This window comes from Nocardia sp. NPDC050435, from assembly GCF_040655395.1.
Classification (GTDB): domain Bacteria; phylum Actinomycetota; class Actinomycetes; order Mycobacteriales; family Mycobacteriaceae; genus Nocardia.
The window spans coordinates 541,934-561,063 of the sequence record NZ_JBFAJW010000002.1 but is presented as its reverse complement, the minus strand read 5'-3'; the positions used below and the strand labels follow the sequence as shown (position 1 = coordinate 561,063).

Here is a 19,130-nt window from a genome sequence, read left to right as displayed (position 1 = left end):
GTCCCCCCGGTCACCGCGTCCACCCGCCCCGCCGCACGGAGTCGCCGGCGCGACACTGTGCACTTGGCGTTCACCCGGAAGTCGCTGGGTAAAATGACTGGTGCAGGACAATTTACTCGGAATCCGGGGTACCCCGTCGGAGGTGCTCCCACCCTGAAACGCAGGTCGGAGAAGGAGGGCCCCGATGTCCACGCTCACGACTCCTCATATCGACGTCCACCGCGGTGGCGACCGGATGAAGACGCGCGTGTCCTGGCTGGACTCGAAGCATTCCTTCTCCTTCGGCGAGCACTACGACCCGGACAACACCCATCACGGGCTGCTGCTGGTCAACAACGAGGACATCGTGCTGCCCGGCCAGGGCTTCGACACCCACCCGCACCGGGACATGGAGATCGTCACCTGGGTGCTCGACGGCAGCCTGGTGCACCAGGATTCGCTGGGCCACAGCGGTGTCATCTACCCCGGGCTGGCCCAGCGCATGAGCGCGGGCGCGGGCATCCTGCACTCGGAGAAGAACGACTCCTGGCGCCTGTCCGACGCCGCTGAGCACCAGGAGCCCGTGCATTTCGTGCAGATGTGGGTGGTGCCGGACGAACCGGGGCTGTCCCCGGGCTATCAGCAGCTGGAAATCGACGACGAACTAGCCGGCGGCGCCCTGGTCACCGTGGCCTCCGGCCTGCCCCGCTACCGCGACCGCACCGCCATCGCCATCAACAGCAGCCACTCGGCCTTCCACGTCGCGCGGCTGCCCGGCGCCGACGGGGCGCCGCAGGTGATCGACCTGCCCGACGCGCCGTATCTGCACCTGTTCGTCGCCCGCGGCGAGGTGGAGATGGAGGGCGTCGGCCCGCTCTACGAGGGGGATGCCGTGCGGCTCACCAGATCCGGCGGCCAGCGCGTCACCGCGCACGGGCCCGCGGAAGTGCTGATCTGGGAGATGCACGCGCGCTTGGGCGGCGCGAGCTCCGGGTCCGGCGGCGGGTAACCACGCGGACCCGCGAGCACCCCGCGGCCGAGCGCATCTCAGCAGGCCCGTGTCGCCGCGAGCACATCACCCAGGTGCGGGCGAAAGTCGCGGTGCGGCGGGTCGATCCAGACGCGGTAGCCGCCGCGTTCGTCGGCGGGGGAGGGCAGCACCAGTCTGCTGCCCGGTAGTGCGACCGCCGCGCACACCCGGAACAGGTCCGCGAACAGCGCCATGTCCTGATACGAGTTGTCGCTGGGTCCGGTCAGGAATGTCCAGCGCTCCGAACGCGGATGCGCGATCACGGGGCCGCTGTGCTCCTGATCGCGCGCCAGCAGTTCGCGCACCCGCGCGCCGAGGACGGCGGGCATGACGACCGCCCCAACCGCGCCCACTTCCAACATGATTCGGCCCAGCGACTGGTCGACCACGCCGTATAGGCCGTGATCCTTGCGGTAAAGGCGGCACCGGGCGATGGCATCCTGGGTAGCCGCGAAAGCCTCAGGACTGCCGGGATCTGTGCGCGACGTGCTCATGACGAACCTCGCCTCGATGCATCGGGGGATCGATCGACGGGAGAACGGCAACTCTGCTGCGACAGTAGCTCTGCCTACTCGTTATGACAATAGTCACACGCAGGACAATCGGGCGGGCGTAGCATCGCAGTTCATGGCACCCGTCTCGCCGACCGTCGCGCGCTGGGAACTGGTGTTGCGCCTGCGGGAACTACGGGAGCAGCGCGGTTTCGACTCCGCCACCTTCGCCAAGCGCGTGGGCTTCACCGCCGCGAATTGGTCGCACGTGGAGAAGGGCCGGCGCGTCCTCACCGTCAACACCATCGGTCCCGTCCTGGACCTGCTCGAAGTCGACGCGCAGGAACGCGCGGAACTGCTGGCGCTGCTGGAGGCCAGCAAGCAGCGCGGCTGGTGGGCCAAGTCCGCGCCGCTGCTCGGTCCCGAGCTACAACGCCTGTACGGCATGGAATTCGGCGCGCACAGCATCCGCAGCTACGACAGCCTGATCGTGCCCGGCCTGCTGCAGACCGAGGACTACGCCCGCGCGCTCATCAGCGCCGATGTCATGATCCGGCCGGTCCAGGTGGAACAGCTGGTGAGCATCCGGATGCAGCGCCAGGAGCGCCTGAGCGGGCCGTGCCCGGTGGAGTTGACGGCCGTGATCGGCGAGGCGGCGCTGCGCCAGCAGACCGGCGGCCCGGCGGTGCAGCGCGGACAGCTGCGGCATCTGGCGGAGCTGCTGGAACGGCACGCCTGCGTCGAGGTGCGGGTGATCCCGTTCACCGCGACGGCGGGCGCGATCCTGGGCGGCTCGAGTTTCCACCTCATCGATTTCAGCGGCAAGCAGCTGCCGACCTTCGGCTGGGCCGAGAGCGCGGTCTTCGGCGGCGCCGTCGAGGATTCCGAACTCGTCCGCGATCTGGGGTTCGCCTATGTCCGCGCGCTCGACCAATCGCTTTCGCGTGACGCATCATTGGCGCTGATCAGGACCTATGCCGACGTGTAAAATCCTGCCATGGCCAACACCGCTTGCCCGAGGCCGGCTCGCACCGGCTGGTTCACATCGTCCCGATCCAACAACGGAAATCAGTGCGTCGAGGTCCGGTTCGATGGTGATGCGGTGCTCATCCGCGACAGCAAATACCGCCGCAACCCGGCCAACCGCCTTGCCGACGAGCCCGTCATCACGGTCACGACCCGGGCCTGGAACTCGTTCCTGACCCACCTCAACGCCGCCCGAGCACACGATCAGCTGCTCGTGCGCGGCACCGCGGACGGCGGCGCGACGCTGCGCCACCAGGACACCACCCTCACCTTCACGCCGGAGGAATGGACCGCCTTCCTGGCGGGCGTACGGGCCGGGGAATTCGACCGCGTCCTGCTGCCGCGCTGATCCGCCGCCCGGCCCCGGCCGCCCGCAGCCTGGTCGCGGGCGGCTGTTGTCTGGCTGCTTGCTGCCCGGGGGAGTTCGGGCCCACCGCACCCGCCCGGGGATCGGCATACTGGAGACCGTGACTTCCGAACTGACGAGCCCTTCCGGTATCGATCTGTCCCACCTGAATGACGCCGTGCGGGTGCAGGACGACCTGTTCGCGCATGTCAACGGCAAATGGCTGGACACCTACGAGATTCCCGCCGACCGGTCGGTCGACGGCGCCTTCCGCGCGCTGTACGACCAGGCCGAGCTGGACGTGCAGGCAATCATCCAGAATGCCGCCGCGGAACAGGCCGCACCCGGGAGCGACGCCCGCAAGATCGGTGATTTGTTCTCCAGCTTCATGGACGCCGACGCGGTGGCCGCCGCCGGGCTCGGCCCGATCGCCGAGGAACTCGCCGCCGTGCGGGAAGTGCGCGATCGCGGCGAGCTGGCCGCACTGCTCGGCCGGTTGCAGCGCACCGGCGTGGGCGGCGCGGTGGCCGTCTACGTCAACACCGACGACAAGAACTCCGACCGCTACATCACCTACACCAGCCAATCCGGTATCGGCCTGCCCGACGAGTCCTACTACCGCCAGGACGAATTCGCCGAGGTGCGCGCCAAGTACATCGCGCACATCGGGCGCATGTTCGCGCTCGCGGCGGCCGACGCGCGGGTGGCCGAGCTGCTGCCGGGCGCGCTGGATTCCATCGGCACGCGGGTCTTCGAGGTGGAGAAGAAGCTCGCCGCCGGCCACTGGGACGTGGTGAAGCGCCGCGACGCCGAGCTGAGCTACAACCTGACCACCTTCGCCGAGCTCACCGCCGCCAACCCCGAATTCGACTGGGCCGCCTGGACCGACGCGCTGGCCGAGCACGTCGCGAAGTCCGGCTCCGAGCTGTTCGCCGAGGTCGTGGTGAGCCAGCCCGAGTACCTGCGCATCTTCGCCCAGACCTGGGCCGCGGTGTCGCTCGAGGATTGGCAGGCCTGGACGGCGTGGCGGATCCTGCGCTCGCGCGCCGCCTACCTCACCGACGAACTGGTCGAGGAGAGCTTCGATTTCAACGGGCGCACGCTGAGCGGTCAGCCGGAGAACCGGGAGCGCTGGAAGCGCGGCGTCTCGCTGGTGGAAGCCCTGCTCGGCGAGGCAGTCGGCAAACTGTACGTGGCGCAGCACTTCCCGCCCGCGGCCAAGGCCCGGATGGTGGAGCTGGTGGCCAACCTGCAGGAGGCCTACCGCCGCAACATCACCGATCTGGAGTGGATGAGCGCCGAGACCAGGCAGGCCGCACTGGCCAAGCTGGAGAAGTTCACCCCCAAGATCGGCTACCCCGACACCTGGCGCGATTACTCCGCCGTCGAGATCGATCCGCTCGACCTGGTCGGCAACTACCGCCGCGGCTATGCCGCCGATCACGACCGCGACCTGAACAAGCTCGGCGGCCCGGTGGATCGCGGCGAATGGTTCATGACCCCGCAGACGGTGAACGCCTACTACAACCCGGGCATGAACGAGATCGTCTTCCCGGCCGCCATTCTGCAGCCGCCGTTCTTCGACATGAACGCCGACGACGCCGCGAACTACGGCGGCATCGGCGCGGTCATCGGCCACGAGATCGGTCACGGCTTCGACGATCAGGGCGCCAAGTACGACGGCGACGGCAACATGATCGACTGGTGGACCGACGCCGATCGCACCGAATTCGGCAAGCGCACCACGGCGTTGATCGAGCAGTACAACGTGCTCTCGCCGCAGGAGCTCTCCGACGACCACACCGTCAACGGCGCGTTCACCGTCGGCGAGAACATCGGCGACCTGGGTGGTCTGTCCATCGCGCTGGAGGCCTACCGGATCTCCCTGGACGGCGCCGAGCCGCCGGTACTCGACGGCCTGACCGGTCTGCAGCGCGTGTTCTACGGCTGGGCGCAGGTGTGGCGCACCAAGGCCCGCACCGAGGAGGCGATCCGGCGGCTGTCCATCGACCCGCACTCGCCGCCGGAGTTCCGCTGCAACGCGGTGGTACGCAACGTCGACAGCTTCTACGAGGCGTTCGACGTCGGCCCGGACGACGCGCTGTACCTGGAACCCGCGCAGCGCGTTCGGATCTGGTAGCGGTCACCGGTGGTGGGGTCCGCGCGCACAGCGGGTAGGCCCCACCACCGCGCCGCCGAGATCGCGCCCGGCCGGGTCCCGCGCCGTCCGGCTCGCCGCCGGGGCCACGGCCGTTCGGTATCGTGCGCGAGTCGGCTGGATAGGCGAAGAGCAGGAGTTTTCGGTGACCGAGGCGGGTACGGCGACATCCACACCGGCGGACGGCACACCGGGCTGGCAGTTCTGGATCGACCGCGGCGGGACGTTCACCGACGTGGTGGCGCGTCGGCCCGACGGTCGGCTGGTCACCCATAAGTTGTTGTCGGAGAACCCGGCTCGCTACGCCGACTCCGCGGTCGCGGGCATCCGGGAGATCCTGGCCGCCGAGACCGGGAACGCCGAGGCGACCGGTGCGGTCGTCGACGCGGTGCGCATGGGGACCACGGTCGCGACCAACGCGCTGCTCGAACGCAAGGGGGAGCGGACCGTTCTGGTGATCACCCGCGGCTTCCGGGACGCGCTGCGCATCGCCTTCCAGAACCGGCCGGAGATCTTCGCCCGCGAGATCGTGCTGCCGGAGTTGCTGCACGAGCGCGTGCTCGAGGTGGACGAGCGGGTCACCGCCGACGGCACGGTGCTGACGCCGCCGGATCTCGAGACGCTCGACGGTGAACTGCGCCGCGCCTACGCCGACGGCATCCGCGCCGTCGCCGTGGTCTGCATGCACAGTCACCTGTATCCCGAGCACGAGCAGCAGATCGGCCGGGTCGCCGAAGCCGCCGGCTTTCCGCAGGTTTCGCTGTCCAGCGAGGTCAGTCCGCTGATGAAACTGGTGCCGCGCGGCGACACCACCGTGGTCGACGCGTACCTCTCGCCGGTGCTGCGCCGCTACGTGGAGCAGGTGGCCGATCAGCTCGCCGGGGTCCGGCTGATGTTCATGCAGTCCAACGGCGGGCTCACCGAGGCGGGCCAGTTCCGCGGCAAGGACGCCATCCTGTCCGGTCCGGCGGGCGGCATCGTCGGCATGGTGCGGATGTCGCAGCTGGCCGGTTACGACCGGGTGATCGGCTTCGACATGGGCGGAACCTCCACGGACGTCTCGCATTACGCGGGGGAGTACGAGCGGGTGTTCACCACCCAGCTCGCCGGCGTGCGCCTGCGCGCGCCGATGCTGGACATCCACACCGTCGCGGCGGGCGGCGGGTCGATCCTGCACTTCGACGGCAGCCGCTACCGGGTCGGGCCCGATTCCGCGGGCGCGCTGCCGGGGCCCGCCTGCTATCGCGGCGGCGGGCCGCTCACCGTCACCGACGCCAATGTGATGCTCGGCCGCATCCAAACCGCGTACTTCCCCGCCGTTTTCGGCCCCGACGGCGATCAGCCGCTGGACGCCGAGCTGGTACGCACCAGGTTCAGCGAGCTCGCCGCCAGGATCGGCGCGGAGACCGGCGACAGCCGCACACCCGAGCAGGTCGCCGAGGGCTACCTGCGGATCGCGGTGGCCAATATCGCGGCCGCGGTCAAGCGCATCTCGGTGCAGAAGGGGCACGACGTCACCCGCTACGCGCTGACCACCTTCGGCGGCGCGGGCGGCCAGCTCGCCTGTGCCGTGGCCGATTCGCTGGGCATCCGGACCGTGCTGGTGCCGCCGCTGGCGGGCGTGCTGTCCGCGCTCGGCATCGGCCTGGCCGACACCACCGCGATGCGGGAGCAGTCGGTCGAACTGCCGCTGGACGCGGCTTCGCTGCCGCGGGTCACCGAGATCGCCGACGAACTCGCGGCCGCCGCCCGGGCCGAACTGCTCGGCGAAGGCGTTCCCGCACAGCGGATCCGGGTGGCCCGCCGCGCGCAGTTGCGCTACGACGGCACCGACACCGCCCTGACCGTGCCCTTCGCCGCGCCCGCCGACATGACCGCCGATTTCGAGGCCCGGCACCGCGCGACCTATTCGTTCACGCTGGACCGGCCCCTCGTGGTCGAAGCGCTCTCGATCGAGGCCACCGGGCTGACCGACCCGCCGGAGCTGTCCGGCCTGGTCGCCGCGCAGCCGGCGGCGAGCGCGGCGGAGACCGTACGGCTGCACACCGGCGGCGGCTGGCGCGACGTACCCCGCTACCGCCGTGCGGAATTGACGCCCGGCGCCGCGCTCGCCGGGCCCGCCGTGCTCACCGAGGACAACTCCACCACCGTGCTCGACGAAGGCTGGCAGGCCACCGTGCACGACCTCGGCCACCTGGTGCTCGAGCGCATCGCCGCGACCACGGCACCGGAGGCGGGCACGGCGGCCGATCCGGTGCTGCTGGAGGTCTTCAACAACCTGTTCATGTCGATCGCGGAGCAGATGGGCGCCCGCCTGGAATCCACCTCGCAGTCGGTGAACATCAAAGAGCGCCTCGACTTCTCGTGCGCCCTGTTCGATCCGGACGGCAATCTCGTCGCCAACGCGCCGCACATCCCGGTGCACCTGGGTTCGATGGGCACCAGCGTCAAGGAGGTGATCGAGCGGCGCACCGGCGCGCGGGCCATGCGCCCCGGCGATACCTACGCCGTCAACGATCCGTACCACGGCGGCACGCACCTGCCCGACGTCACCGTGATCACGCCGGTGTTCGACGGCACGGAGATCCTGTTCTATGTCGCCTCGCGCGGCCACCACGCCGAGATCGGCGGTATCGCACCGGGTTCCATGCCCGCGCACAGCCACCGCATCGACGAGGAAGGGGTGGTCTTCGACAACTGGCTGCTGGTCGAGAACGGGCGGTTCCGCGAGGACGAGACCCGGCGATTGCTGACCGAGGCGGCCTACCCGTCGCGCAATCCGGCCACCAACCTCGCCGACCTGCGCGCCCAGATCGCCGCCAATGCCAAGGGCGTCGAGGAGGTCGGCAAGATGATCGAGCACTTCGGGCTCGACGTGGTGCAGGCCTACATGCGGCACGTGCAGGACAACGCCGAGGAGGCCGTGCGACGGGTCGTCGACACCCTCGCGGACGGGGAGTACCGGTACGAGACCGATCTGGGCGCCACCATCGCCGTGCGCGTCACCGTCGACCGGGAACAGCGCAGCGCCACCATCGATTTCACGGGCACCTCCGACCAGCTGGACCGGAACTTCAACGCGCCGTACGCCGTGGTGAACGCGGCGGTGCTCTACGTCTTCCGCACGCTGGTCGCCGACGATATTCCGCTCAACGACGGCTGCCTGCGCCCGCTGCGCATCGTCGTGCCCGCCGGTTCCATGCTCGCGCCGCGCCCGCCGGCCGCCGTCGTCGCGGGCAACGTCGAGACCTCGCAGGCGATCACCGGCGCGCTGTACGCGGCGCTCGGGGTGCAGGCCGAGGGCGCGGGCACGATGAACAACGTCACCTTCGGCAACGACCGCTGCCAGTACTACGAGACCATCGGTTCGGGATCCGGGGCGGGGGAGGGGTTCGACGGTGCGTCCGTCGTGCAGACCCATATGACCAACTCCCGGCTCACCGATCCCGAGGTGCTGGAGTGGCGGCTGCCGGTGCTGCTCGAGGAATTCTCGGTGCGCGCGGGCAGCGGCGGGGACGGCCGGTGGCGCGGCGGGGACGGCGGCGTGCGCCGGCTCCGGTTCACCGAGGCGGTCACGGTGTCGACGCTGTCGAGCCATCGACGGGTTCCGCCCTACGGCATGGCCGGCGGTGCGCCGGGCGCGCTCGGGGTGAACCGGGTGGAGCGCGCGGACGGCACCGTCGAGCAGCTGGGCGGCGCGGATTCGACCGAACTGCGGCCCGGCGACGTGCTGGTGATCGAGACGCCGGGCGGCGGCGGCTACGGCGCATGAGCCCGAAAGCTATAGGGCGACAATCGGTTTCACGTGGAACCGGAGCCGCTCCAGCTACTCGCCGGTAACCGCGCAAACAGGCCCCCACCTGCGAAAACACTGCCCATAGCGCCCGCACATGGGTGTTCGGGCCGCCCCGCCGGTACGCTCGGAGCAATCATGGCCACGTATTTCGATCCGAAGTCATGGTCGCCGCTACGGGCGGTCGAAGCCGGGAAACGGCTCTTCGACCAGTCGTGGATCGACCAGTGGGTATCGGTGACCACGTCCTGGGTCGACCCGGTCGCCGACCTGGGCGCGGGTACCGTCACCGCCCTGCTGCCGGATGTCCTGATGACCATGCTCAGCGAGGGCATCCTGAGCCGTTTCGGCGGCCAGGAGATCAGCGCGACGCTGCTCGGGCACGAGATGCACGCCACGCTGCAGGTGCTCAAGGTGCGCCGCCGCGGTGCGCACTTCCAGACCAAAACGGTGCTGTCCCGGATCACCTGGGACAAGCACGCCGTCGAATCGGCCACGCTGATCGCGCACGGGGTGCGCCTGATCCCCGGCGTGCCCACCAAGGTCCGTGCCCAGCACTTCGACCTGGACGGCACCGTCACCACCGCGGCGCTCGTCGGCTGGCTGAACGAACGCGGCCTGGACTGGGACCTCAGCGTGCACGAGAGCGGCTACATCCAGGCCAGGCACCGCAGGAACAAACTCAGCGCCCTGGTCGACGCCACCGTCGAGGACAACCTGCTGACCGTCAGCATCGAGAAGGCCACCTGGTGGGGCGTGCGGCTGCCGCGCAACCTGATCACCGCGCCCGCCGTGCTGATGGACGGCCTGCCCAACCACGCGCGCATCGTCTCGGCCGCGCGCGACGGCGACCTGGTCCGCTTCCGCGTCGAGCTACCGGAGCTGACCGGCTCGTTCGACCTGGCCCAGATCCGCTCCGCCATCGTCACCGGGACCACGCTGATCGTCTTCTGATCCGGCCCGGAAACGGGTCAGCTCTGCGTCTTCCACCACTCCAGCAGCGCCGCCTCGGCTTCGTCGCGGCTCATCGGACCGCGATCCAGGCGCAGCTCCTTCAGAAAGGTCCACGCCTTGCCGACCTGCGGCCCCGGCGGCAGACCGAGCAGCTCCATGATCGCGTTGCCGTCCAGATCCGGCCGGACCCTGGCCAGATCCTCTTCCTGGCGCAACCGCTCGATGCGGACCTCGAGATCGTCGTAGGTGGCGCGCAGCGCGGCGGCCCGGCGCTTGTTCCGCGTGGTGCAGTCCGCGCGGACCAGCTTGTGCAGGCGGGGGAGCAGGTCGTCGGCATCGGTGACGTAGCGGCGCACCGCCGAATCCGTCCACTGCCCCTTGCCGTACCCGTGGAACCGCAGGTGCAGGAACACCAGCCGGGCGACGTCCTCGGTGAACTGCTTCGGATACTTCAGCGCCCGCATCCGCTTGCGCACCATCTTCGCCCCGACCACCTCGTGATGATGGAAGCTCACCCCGCCGCCGGGCTCGTTGCGCTTGGTATCGGGCTTGCCGATGTCGTGCAGCAGCGCCGCCCAGCGCAGCACCAGGTCCGGGTCGCCTTCTTCCAGGTCGATGGCCTGCTGCAGCACCGTCAGCGAATGCCAGTACACGTCCTTGTGCTGGTGGTGCTCGTCGATCTCCAGCTTCATCGCGGGCACCTCGGGCAGCACCCGCTGGGCCAGGCCGGTCTCGCACATGATGTTGATGCCGTCGATCGGATGCGCGCCGCCGATCAGCTTGTCCAGCTCGGTGCGCACCCGCTCCGCGGTGATCCGATCGATCTGCTCGGCCATCGCCGTGATCGCCGCGTGCACCCGCGGATGCAGTTCGAAGCCGAGCTGGGCGACGAAACGCGCCGCGCGCAGCATCCGCAGCGGGTCGTCGTTGAACGAATCCTCCGGCGCGGCAGGGGTATCCAGCAGACCCGCGAGCAGGGCGTCCATCCCGTCCAGCGGATCCACGAACGCCAGCGTCCCGTCCGCGCCGATCCGCACCGCCATGGCGTTCACGGTGAAATCGCGGCGCACCAGGTCGGCTTCCAGGGTGTCGCCGAAGGTCACCTCGGGATTGCGCGAGACCCGGTCGTAGCTGTCGCTGCGGAAAGTGGTGATCTCGAGCTGCTGGCCGTCCTTGGCCGCGCTGACCGTCCCGAACGCCAGGCCGCCGGTATCCCACAGGTGATCGGCCCAGCCGCGCAGCAACTCCTGCACCACGTCGGGGCGGGCATCGGTGGTGAAATCCAGATCGGTGCCCAGCCGCCCCAGCACCGCGTCGCGCACGCTGCCACCCACCAGGTAGAGCTCGTGCCCCCGCGCCGCGAACAGCTCGCCCAGCGGTGTGAGCACCTCCGACAACCCGCCGAGCGTGACCGCGGCCGCGGCCAGCAGTCGGGTACGTCGATCCAGTGCTGCATCCTCGGACTTGGGCGAAACCACGAAACGGCAGCTTACCGACCTTCCGCGGCAGCGCCTAAGCGCCGCCGACTCAGGCGGCCCGGGCCCACGGTCTAAGCTTGCTTGGTGTCTCCGGCCGATCGCGCGAACAGTCGACGCCGCCAGCCTCGGCGCCGCGGTTCGGCCAATGCCGCGCCGAAGCCGCGCATGCGCACCGTCCGGGAAACCTCGGCCGGCGGCCTGGTGGTCGACGGCCTCGACGGCCCCGGCGAAAAGCGCTGCGCCGCACTGATCGGCCGCACCGATCGGCGCGGGCGCCTGCTCTGGTCGCTGCCCAAGGGCCACATCGAAGAGGGCGAAACCCCCGAGCAGACAGCGATCCGGGAGGTCGCGGAGGAAACCGGCATCAACGGCCTCGTGGTCGCCGAACTGGGCAGCATCGACTACTGGTTCGTGACCGAGGGCCGCCGGGTACACAAGACCGTGCATCATTATCTCCTGCGGTCGGTCGGCGGTGAGCTGTCCGACGCCGACGTGGAAGTCACCCAGGTCGCCTGGGTTCCCTTGAGCGAGCTGGGTTCCCGGCTCGCCTACGCGGACGAGCGGCGACTGGCCGAGGTGGCGAACAAGCTGATCGACCGGATGGAGACCGGCAAGCGATGATCCAAACTGTTCGGCGTCGCGCAGCGACTCCGTGGGGGGCGGTGGTGCCCGGGCGACGGGTGACCCTGCTCCGGATCGTGGTGGCGGTCCTGGTTTCGATCGGTTCGATGCTCGTGCTGCCGCATTCGGCGAGCGCGCAGCCGAGCGGGTCGAACAACGCCGGCAATCCGAAGTTCCTGAAGCTTTCGCTGGATTCGGTGTCACCCACCACGGTGACCACCTCCAGCGATGCCCGGCTGACGGTGTCGGGCACGGTCACCAACATCGGCGACCGCGTGGTCGACGACATCAGCGTCCGGATCCAGCGCGCGCCGGCGGTGACCACACCGAGCGATCTGCGCTACGCGCTGCGCCTGGACCAGATCAACTACGAGGTGACCGGACCGTTCGAGGACGTGTCCGAGCGGCTCAGCCCGGGTCAGCGCAAACAGTTCACGCTGAGCATCGCGCTGCGCGGCCCCGAGGGCGAGTCGCTCGGGCTGACCCAGGCCGGGGTGTATCCGCTGCTGCTGAACGTCAACGGGGAACCGGCCTACGGCAGTCAGGCCCGCCTCGACGACGCTCGTTTCCTGCTGCCCGTGCTGGGCCTGCCCGCCGCGGACGGCGAGCCCGCCCTGCCCGCCCCGGCCGACGTACCGGTCGCGACCACGGTGATCTGGCCGCTGGCGGACCGGCCGCGCATGGTCGCGGGCCTCCCGGGCACGGTGAACGGCAAGGTCGAACTCACCGACGACGAACTGGCCGCCTCGCTCGCCAAGGGCGGCCGGCTGGAGCAACTGGTCGCCGCGCTGGAGACAGCGATCGGCAACGGCAGCCGCAACAACCCGACCGCTGGGCTGTGCGTCGCGGTCGACCCCGACCTGCTGCTCACCGCCCAGGCCATGACCAAGGGATACCGGGTGCTGGCCAGCCCCTCCGACCCCGACGGCGCCACCCGGGCGGGCTCGGGCGCCGAGGCGGCGCAGGCCTGGCTGGACCGGCTGCGCACCGTCGCCGCCTCGACCTGCACCGTCGCCCTGCCGTTCGCGCAGGTCGACGTGGCCGCGCTGGCGGCCGTGAACGATCCGGCCCTGTCCGCGCGCGCCCTGCACGGGCCCGCCGACATCGTCGATTCCCTGCTGACCACCAAATCCGTGCGCGGGGTGAGCCTGCCCGACGCGGGCAGCATCGACACCGAGGGCGGAAAGCTCCTGCGCGGCCACGGGTTCGGGACGGCCGTCCTCGCCGACACCGCCGCGGTGCCGGTCGGCACGGCGGGCGCGAGCGACCTGCCGCAGGTCAGCGCCACCGCGCGCACCGCGCAGCCGCTGCCCGAGCCCGCCGCGCCCGCGATCGTCCGGGTGCCCGGGATCACCGCGCCGACCCCGCCGACGCCGGTCGAAACGAGTTCGCCCGCAACCTCGTCCACCACGCCCGCCCCGACCTCCGCGGCGCCCGGCACCACGACCAGCGCGCCGAGCACCCCGGCGGCGCCGCCCGCCGACCCGGCGCTGCACGTCGCGACCTTCGACATCTGGTCGGCCACCGCGCTGGCCGCCGTCGGCTCGAATCCGCCGACCCCGTCCTACACCCCGAGCCGGGTCCGCTACGACGTCACCAACGACTCGCGGACCGCCCGCCTGCAGGACGCGCTCGGCGCGATCTCCTGGACCGCGCTGAATCCGCTTGCGGGCCGCCCGCGTTCGCAGCTGCTCATGCCGCCGCAGCAGTGGGGCGCCAACAAGGACGAAGCCGCGGCACTGCTCAAACAGCTCGATCTGCTGATGCGCAACAACCTGGCCACGCCGCGCCCGCTCACCGAGCTCCTCGCCGAGCAGCCCGACGGGCAACCCTACGAACTGGACTATCTGGGCCAGGCCGCGCGCGACGCGGTGCCCAGCCGCTTCGTGGAGCCCGCCCGCGACCAGGCGGCCCGGATCACCGACCTGCTGGACGCGCTGGTCGAGGTGCCCGAAACCGAGCCGACGCCGAGCGAGTTCCTCACCCCGCTGCGCGACGACCTGATCCGGGTGCTCACGCTCTCGGACCGGCGCACCGGAAACGCCGCGCAGCCGGACACTTTCGCGCAGCGGCGCCAGGATCAGACCACCCGCGAACTGGATCGGCTCTTCAACTCGGTGACCGTGCTGCCGCCGGGCGGCGTCTACACGCTGGCCTCCGAACAGAGCCCGCTGCTGCTGGTGGCGCGCAACAATCTGCCGGTCGCGATCCGCATCCGGTTCCGGATCGAGGCGCCCGCCGAGACGAACATCACCGATCTCGGCGAACAGCAGTTGCCCGCCAACGGAACCCGCTCGTTCCAGATCCCGACCGAGATCGACGACAGCCGTAACCTGGTCATTCCCATCTCCGTTACCACACCCGAGGGTGTCGCACTGGGTCATCCGACCTCGGTCTCGGTGCGCTCGAACGCCTACGGTCAGACGTTGGCGATAATTACCGCATGCGCTGGATTGCTGTTGTTCCTGTTGGCCGGGCGCCGGTTGTGGCACCGGTTCCGCGGGCAACCCGATCCGGCGGACGAAGGCTTCGATCCGGGTACCCGGCGTCGCGTCAACCGCTACCTGCGGGCACGGAAACGGGCACTGCGTGACGAGAGTTGAGCGAACCCCGCTGGGCGTTGTGCACAATGGGGATGAGCTCGATGGATGCGGTGTTTTGGTGAGATGTGGCGAAACGCCGGGCAGCGAGCGAGCCGGGTGTGCGGGTCCGGCGCGGTACAGGAGGCATGATGAGCGACGATGATTTGTCCGCTCATCCGCCCCGAGGCGAGGAAAGACCGGACGGGCCACCCGCCCGCCGGGCTCCTGCGGCACCTTGGGAGCGCCGACTACAGCCACCCGAGCCCCGAGAAGAGCCGGGCATGACCCATCGCGATCCCTACGGCGCGCCACCGCGCCGTCCCGAGGTCAACCGTCCCGGTGGCCCCCCGCCGGGCAGACCGGTGCCGCCGCCACCCGGGCGTCCCGGAGCCGATCCGCGGCAGCCCGTACCCCGGCCGCATCCGGGGCAGCAGTCCTACCCGCCCGCCGCGCCGCGCGATCGGCAGCAACCGCCACCGCGTGACCGGCAGCAACCGCCGCCACCGCGTGACCGGCCACAGCCGCCCCCGGCTGACCGGCAGCCGCCGCCCGGCCGGGCCCGGCCCCCGATGCCGCCGCAGGGGCAGCCGGGTCGACCGCAGCCCGGTGCGCCGCGTCAGGACCGGCCGCCGGTCAAACGGCTCGCCGCACCCCCGAATTACCCCGCGCCGCAGCCGAACCCGGTGCCCGCGCATCCGGCCCCGCAGCAGCGGCGGCCGGAGCGTCCCGCGCCGGAGCGCCCGCGTGCCCGCACCCACGAGTGGCCGGTCGTCACCAAGGAGCCGGAGCAGCCCGAGCCGAAGGAGAGCGCGGGCGGGCGACTGCTGCGCAACTCCGGTTCGATGGCGGTCGCGACACTGGTCAGCCGGATCACCGGCTTCGGCAAGGTGCTCATGCTGGCTGCCGTGCTCGGCCCGGAGATCGCCTCCGCGTTCACCTCGGCCAGCCTGATCCCGAACATGATCGCCGAGCTGGTGCTCGGCGCCGTGCTGGGCGCCATCGTGGTGCCTACGCTGGTGCGCGCCGAACAGGAGGACCCGGACCGCGGCGCCGCCTTCACCCGGCGCCTGATCACCGCGGCGTTCGCGGTGCTGCTGGCGGCCACGGTGCTCACCACCGCGCTGGCCCCGATCCTGGCCACCCACGTCTTCGTCGACGCCGACGGCAAGGTCAACACCGCGCTCACCACCGCGCTGACCTTCCTGCTGCTCCCGGCGATCCTGTTCTACGGCATGTCCGCGCTGCTCACCGCGATCCTGAACACCCGGGAGAACTTCAAACCCGGAGCCTGGGCGCCGGTGCTGAACAACGTGGTGGTGCTGGCCGTGCTCGGCATCTACGCGCTCACCCCCGGCGAGATCACGCTGAACCCGGTGCACATGAGCGACCCGAAGCTGCTGGTGCTCGGTGTGGGCGTCACCCTGGGCGTGGTGGTCCAGGCGCTCAGCCTGCTGCCCGCCATCCGGCGCGAGGGCATCGATCTGCGCCCGCTGTGGGGCCTGGACGAGCGGTTGCGCCAGTTCGGCACCATGGGCGCGGCGATCATCCTCTACGTGGCGATCAGCCAGCTCGGCATGATCTTCGCCAACCACGTCTCCTCCCAGGCCGACGCGGCCGGCCCGGCCATCTACTCCTACACCTGGCTGCTGCTGCAGCTGCCCTACGGCGTTCTGGTGGTCACGCTGCTGACCGCGATCATGCCGCGGCTGAGCCGCAACGCGGCCGCCGACGACACCCCGGCCGTGGTCGACGACCTCTCGGTCGCCACCCGCCTGAGCATGATCGCGCTGCTGCCGGTGGTCACCTTCTTCACGCTGGCCGGCCCGCAGATCGGCGAGGCCCTCTTCGGCTACGCGCGCTTCTCCGGTGACGCCGAGCGGCTCGGCACGGCCCTGGCCTGGTCGGCGTTCACGCTGATCCCGTACTCGCTGGTGCTGATCCACCTGCGCGTCTTCTACGCCCGCCAGCAGGCCTGGACGCCGACCTGGATCATCCTCGGCATCACCGGCGTCAAGATCGTGCTCTCGCTGCTGGCCCCGACGATCGCCCGCTCGCCCGATCAGGTCGTGATCGTGCTCGGCGCGGTGAACGGCATCAGCTTCGCGGTCGGCGCGGGCATCGGCGGTTACCTGCTGCATCGCAGCCTGGGCGATCTGCGCATGGCCAATGTCGGGCGCACCATCACCCGGGTGCTGCTGGCCTCGATCGCGGGCGGCGCGGTGATGCTCATCGTCGACACCGTGCTCGGGCTGGACCGGCTCTCGGAATCCTTCGGCGGACCGGGCTCGCTGATCCGGGTGGCGATCGACGGCGTCGTGCTGTTGACCGTCGCCTTCGGACTGATGCGACTCGCCGGTGTTCCTGAAATCGTTGCAATTACGGTCGCGGTGTCCCGACGGCTGGGAATCACGCCGCCGGCGCCTGACCTGGATCTCGACGGTCCGGTCGAGGACGAGTACGCCACGCAGGTGTTCCGGCGGCCGGATCCCTACGGCTACTCGGGATTCGACCCATACATGGACGCGCAGACCATGGTGCTGCCCGTCATTCGGGACGCGGCCGTTGACCGCACCAGCAGGGGTGAGTTCCCGTACCCTGTTCGGCAGAGAAGCACAAGTGGCGAATTCGCCGGCACCTCGACAGATCAGGGCGAAGGAGGACCGAGGGTGAGCGACGACGCGGCGGTGGGCGGCGTCCCGTCCGCCGATCCATCTGCGACCACAGCCGGCGGTTTGGAGACCGACATCGAACACCCCTCTCCGGATCCCGCGCCCGGGCGGCGCGACAGCGCAGGCCCCGCGCCGCGCGATCCGATGTATGACACCGGGATGATCCCCATCCCTCCGTTGCAGGCGCCGCCCCCGGGCGTCGACCCGGGCGCACGGCGCGGCCCGCGCGGCCCCAAGCTGCTCGCAGGCGCGTCGGTGGCGGGCGGCCGCTACCGGCTGCTGGCTCCGCACGGCGGCGCCCGCGGTCTGACGTTCTGGCAGGCGCTGGACATCAAGCTCGATCGCGAGGTCGCGCTGACCTTCGTCGACGCGGACCAGAAGGCCGGCGAGAACTCCGGTCACGACGGCCCGCAGGCGATCCTCTCGCGCACGCTACGCCTGGGCCGGATCAACTCGCCCGGCCTGGCCCGCGTGCTCGACGTGGTGCGCGGCAGCTCCGGCGGCATCGTGGTCGCCGAGTGGACCCCGGGCCGGTCGCTGCGCGAGATGGCCGAGACGGTGCCCTCGCCGATCGGCGCCGCCCGCGCCGTCCGCGCGCTGGCCTCGGCCGCCGAGCTGGCCCACCGCGGTGGCGGTTCGCTGTCCATCGATCACCCGGATCGGGTGCGGATCAGCGCCTCCGGCGATGCCGTGCTGGCCTTCCCGGGCACGCTGTCGGATTCCGACGCCCAGTCCGACGTGCGCGGCCTCGGCGCCATGCTCTACGCCCTGATCACCGCGCGCTGGCCGATCCGCACCGGCGGCGTCACCGGCGCCGCGGCGACCACCGGTGGACTGCGCCTGGCCGATTTCGGCCCGGACGGCACCCCCGTGGAACCGCGCCAGATCCGGCCCGAGGTGCCCTTCGAGATCTCCGCGGTCGCCGTGCGCTCGCTGGAGTCGAACAAGGGCGTGCGCACCGCCGCCACCGTTCAGCACGTGCTGGAGCAGGCGTCGGTGGTCGACCAGAAGACCGATTTCATCCCGGTGCTCAGATTGGGTCAGCGCCAGAACGCCCAGGCCGCGGCCGCGCACGACGACTCGCTGGCCGATCCGGAACTGCTCGCCCAGGAACGTGGCCGCTCGCAGCGGATGATGTGGATCATGGTCGGCCTGGGCATCCTGGCCGCGCTGGTGGTCGGCATCGTGATCTGGTGGATGGTCAGCCTGTTCGCGCCGACCGCCTCGGAGCAGCCGCTCAACGAACAGCGAAATATCGGCCTCACCACCGAGGCCACCGCGCCGCCGACCCCCGGTGACGCCGCGCCCACCACCGTCGCCGCGCCCGCGGGCGTGCCGGTGCCGGTGGCCAAGGCCGAGGTGTTCTCCCCGGAGGGCACCCCGGACAACGCGGGCAACGTGAACGCGGTGCTGGACCACAACCCCGGCACCGTGTGGAAGACGGATCAGTACTTCCAGCAGTTCCCGGCCCTGAAGAAGGGCATCGGGCTGCTGGCCACGCTGCCGAGCCCGGCGAAGTTGACCAACGTGTCGATCACCTCGCCGAGCCCGGGCACGTCGGTGGAGATCAGAACCTCGCCCACCGATTCGCCGACGCTGGATCAGACCCAGCTGATCGGCTCGGCGCGACTAGGGGACGGCGTCACCGAGATTCCGGTGCGCGCCGACCAACCCGCCCGCTATGTGCTCGTCTGGATCACCGGTCTCGGCAATTCCGGTGGTCAGTTCCAAACCGCGATCGCCGACCTCCGCTTCGACGCCGCCCGGTAGGCCACGAAGCTCGCACGTGTCCATTCCGTGCCACCCCGCGCACGTGTCCATCCCGTGCCATTCTCGCGTTTCGTCAATCCTGTAGTGCGCCAGGCGGATTCCGCGTGCGCCGCGGATCTGGATCGTCTCGGTCCCTGATATTCGATACGCCCGCCCGCCCGGCTATGATCGCTACGCGCTCTCTGGTGGGAGCTTTCCCGGGTTCGGTGTTCTCGATCCTGGATGCCGCGGGA

At 70.4% G+C, this 19,130-nt stretch carries 11 protein-coding genes; 9 read left to right on the top strand and 2 right to left on the bottom strand.

The window, feature by feature from the left end; all coding sequences use genetic code 11:
• The first annotated feature begins 184 nt into the window (after window positions 1–184).
• Window positions 185–988, top strand: coding sequence for a pirin family protein (locus AB0I43_RS06945; protein WP_356971940.1), 804 nt, complete (start codon window positions 185–187; stop codon window positions 986–988).
• Window positions 989–1,026: 38 nt separating this feature from the next.
• Here the strand turns inward: AB0I43_RS06945 and AB0I43_RS06940 are convergent, their stop codons facing one another.
• The gene (locus tag AB0I43_RS06940) at window positions 1,027–1,503 is read right to left on the bottom strand and encodes a hypothetical protein (RefSeq protein WP_356971939.1); all 477 of its coding nucleotides are present in this window, start codon (window positions 1,501–1,503) and stop codon (window positions 1,027–1,029) included.
• A gap of 133 nt (window positions 1,504–1,636) precedes the next feature.
• Between AB0I43_RS06940 and AB0I43_RS06935 the strand changes: the two genes are divergently transcribed.
• From AB0I43_RS06935 to AB0I43_RS06915, 5 genes are all read left to right on the top strand, one after another.
• On the top strand, window positions 1,637–2,488 hold the full coding sequence (locus tag AB0I43_RS06935) for a helix-turn-helix transcriptional regulator (RefSeq protein ID WP_356971938.1): 852 nt from the start codon (window positions 1,637–1,639) through the stop codon (window positions 2,486–2,488).
• A 9-nt stretch (window positions 2,489–2,497) separates the two neighbouring features.
• Window positions 2,498–2,875: a DUF397 domain-containing protein gene (locus AB0I43_RS06930; protein WP_356971937.1), complete on the top strand. Its 378-nt coding sequence runs from the start codon at window positions 2,498–2,500 to the stop codon at window positions 2,873–2,875.
• A 118-nt stretch (window positions 2,876–2,993) separates the two neighbouring features.
• Window positions 2,994–5,012 carry a M13 family metallopeptidase gene (locus tag AB0I43_RS06925; protein WP_356971936.1) on the top strand — a complete coding sequence of 673 codons (2,019 nt, stop codon included), beginning with the start codon at window positions 2,994–2,996 and terminating at the stop codon, window positions 5,010–5,012.
• A 163-nt stretch (window positions 5,013–5,175) separates the two neighbouring features.
• Complete coding sequence (locus tag AB0I43_RS06920) at window positions 5,176–8,802, top strand: hydantoinase B/oxoprolinase family protein (RefSeq protein ID WP_356971935.1); 3,627 nt, start codon at window positions 5,176–5,178, stop codon at window positions 8,800–8,802.
• 159 nt (window positions 8,803–8,961) lie between these two features.
• Window positions 8,962–9,777: a hypothetical protein gene (locus AB0I43_RS06915; RefSeq protein ID WP_356971934.1), complete on the top strand. Its 816-nt coding sequence runs from the start codon at window positions 8,962–8,964 to the stop codon at window positions 9,775–9,777.
• A 17-nt stretch (window positions 9,778–9,794) separates the two neighbouring features.
• Here AB0I43_RS06915 and AB0I43_RS06910 read toward each other — a convergent pair whose 3' ends face one another.
• Window positions 9,795–11,255 carry a CCA tRNA nucleotidyltransferase gene (locus tag AB0I43_RS06910; protein WP_356971933.1) on the bottom strand — a complete coding sequence of 487 codons (1,461 nt, stop codon included), beginning with the start codon at window positions 11,253–11,255 and terminating at the stop codon, window positions 9,795–9,797.
• A gap of 84 nt (window positions 11,256–11,339) precedes the next feature.
• Between AB0I43_RS06910 and AB0I43_RS06905 the strand changes: the two genes are divergently transcribed.
• The 3 genes from AB0I43_RS06905 to AB0I43_RS06895 all read left to right on the top strand — a co-directional run bounded on the left by AB0I43_RS06905 (window position 11,340) and on the right by AB0I43_RS06895 (window position 18,897).
• Complete coding sequence (locus tag AB0I43_RS06905; protein WP_356971932.1) at window positions 11,340–11,876, top strand: NUDIX hydrolase; 537 nt, start codon at window positions 11,340–11,342, stop codon at window positions 11,874–11,876.
• 59 nt (window positions 11,877–11,935) lie between these two features.
• Entirely contained in the window at window positions 11,936–14,479 is a 2,544-nt protein-coding gene (locus AB0I43_RS06900) for a DUF6049 family protein (RefSeq protein WP_356971931.1), read from the top strand.
• A 260-nt stretch (window positions 14,480–14,739) separates the two neighbouring features.
• Window positions 14,740–18,897, top strand: coding sequence for a lipid II flippase MurJ (locus tag AB0I43_RS06895; RefSeq protein ID WP_356971930.1), 4,158 nt, complete (start codon window positions 14,740–14,742; stop codon window positions 18,895–18,897).
• Window positions 18,898–19,130: the final 233 nt, after the last annotated feature.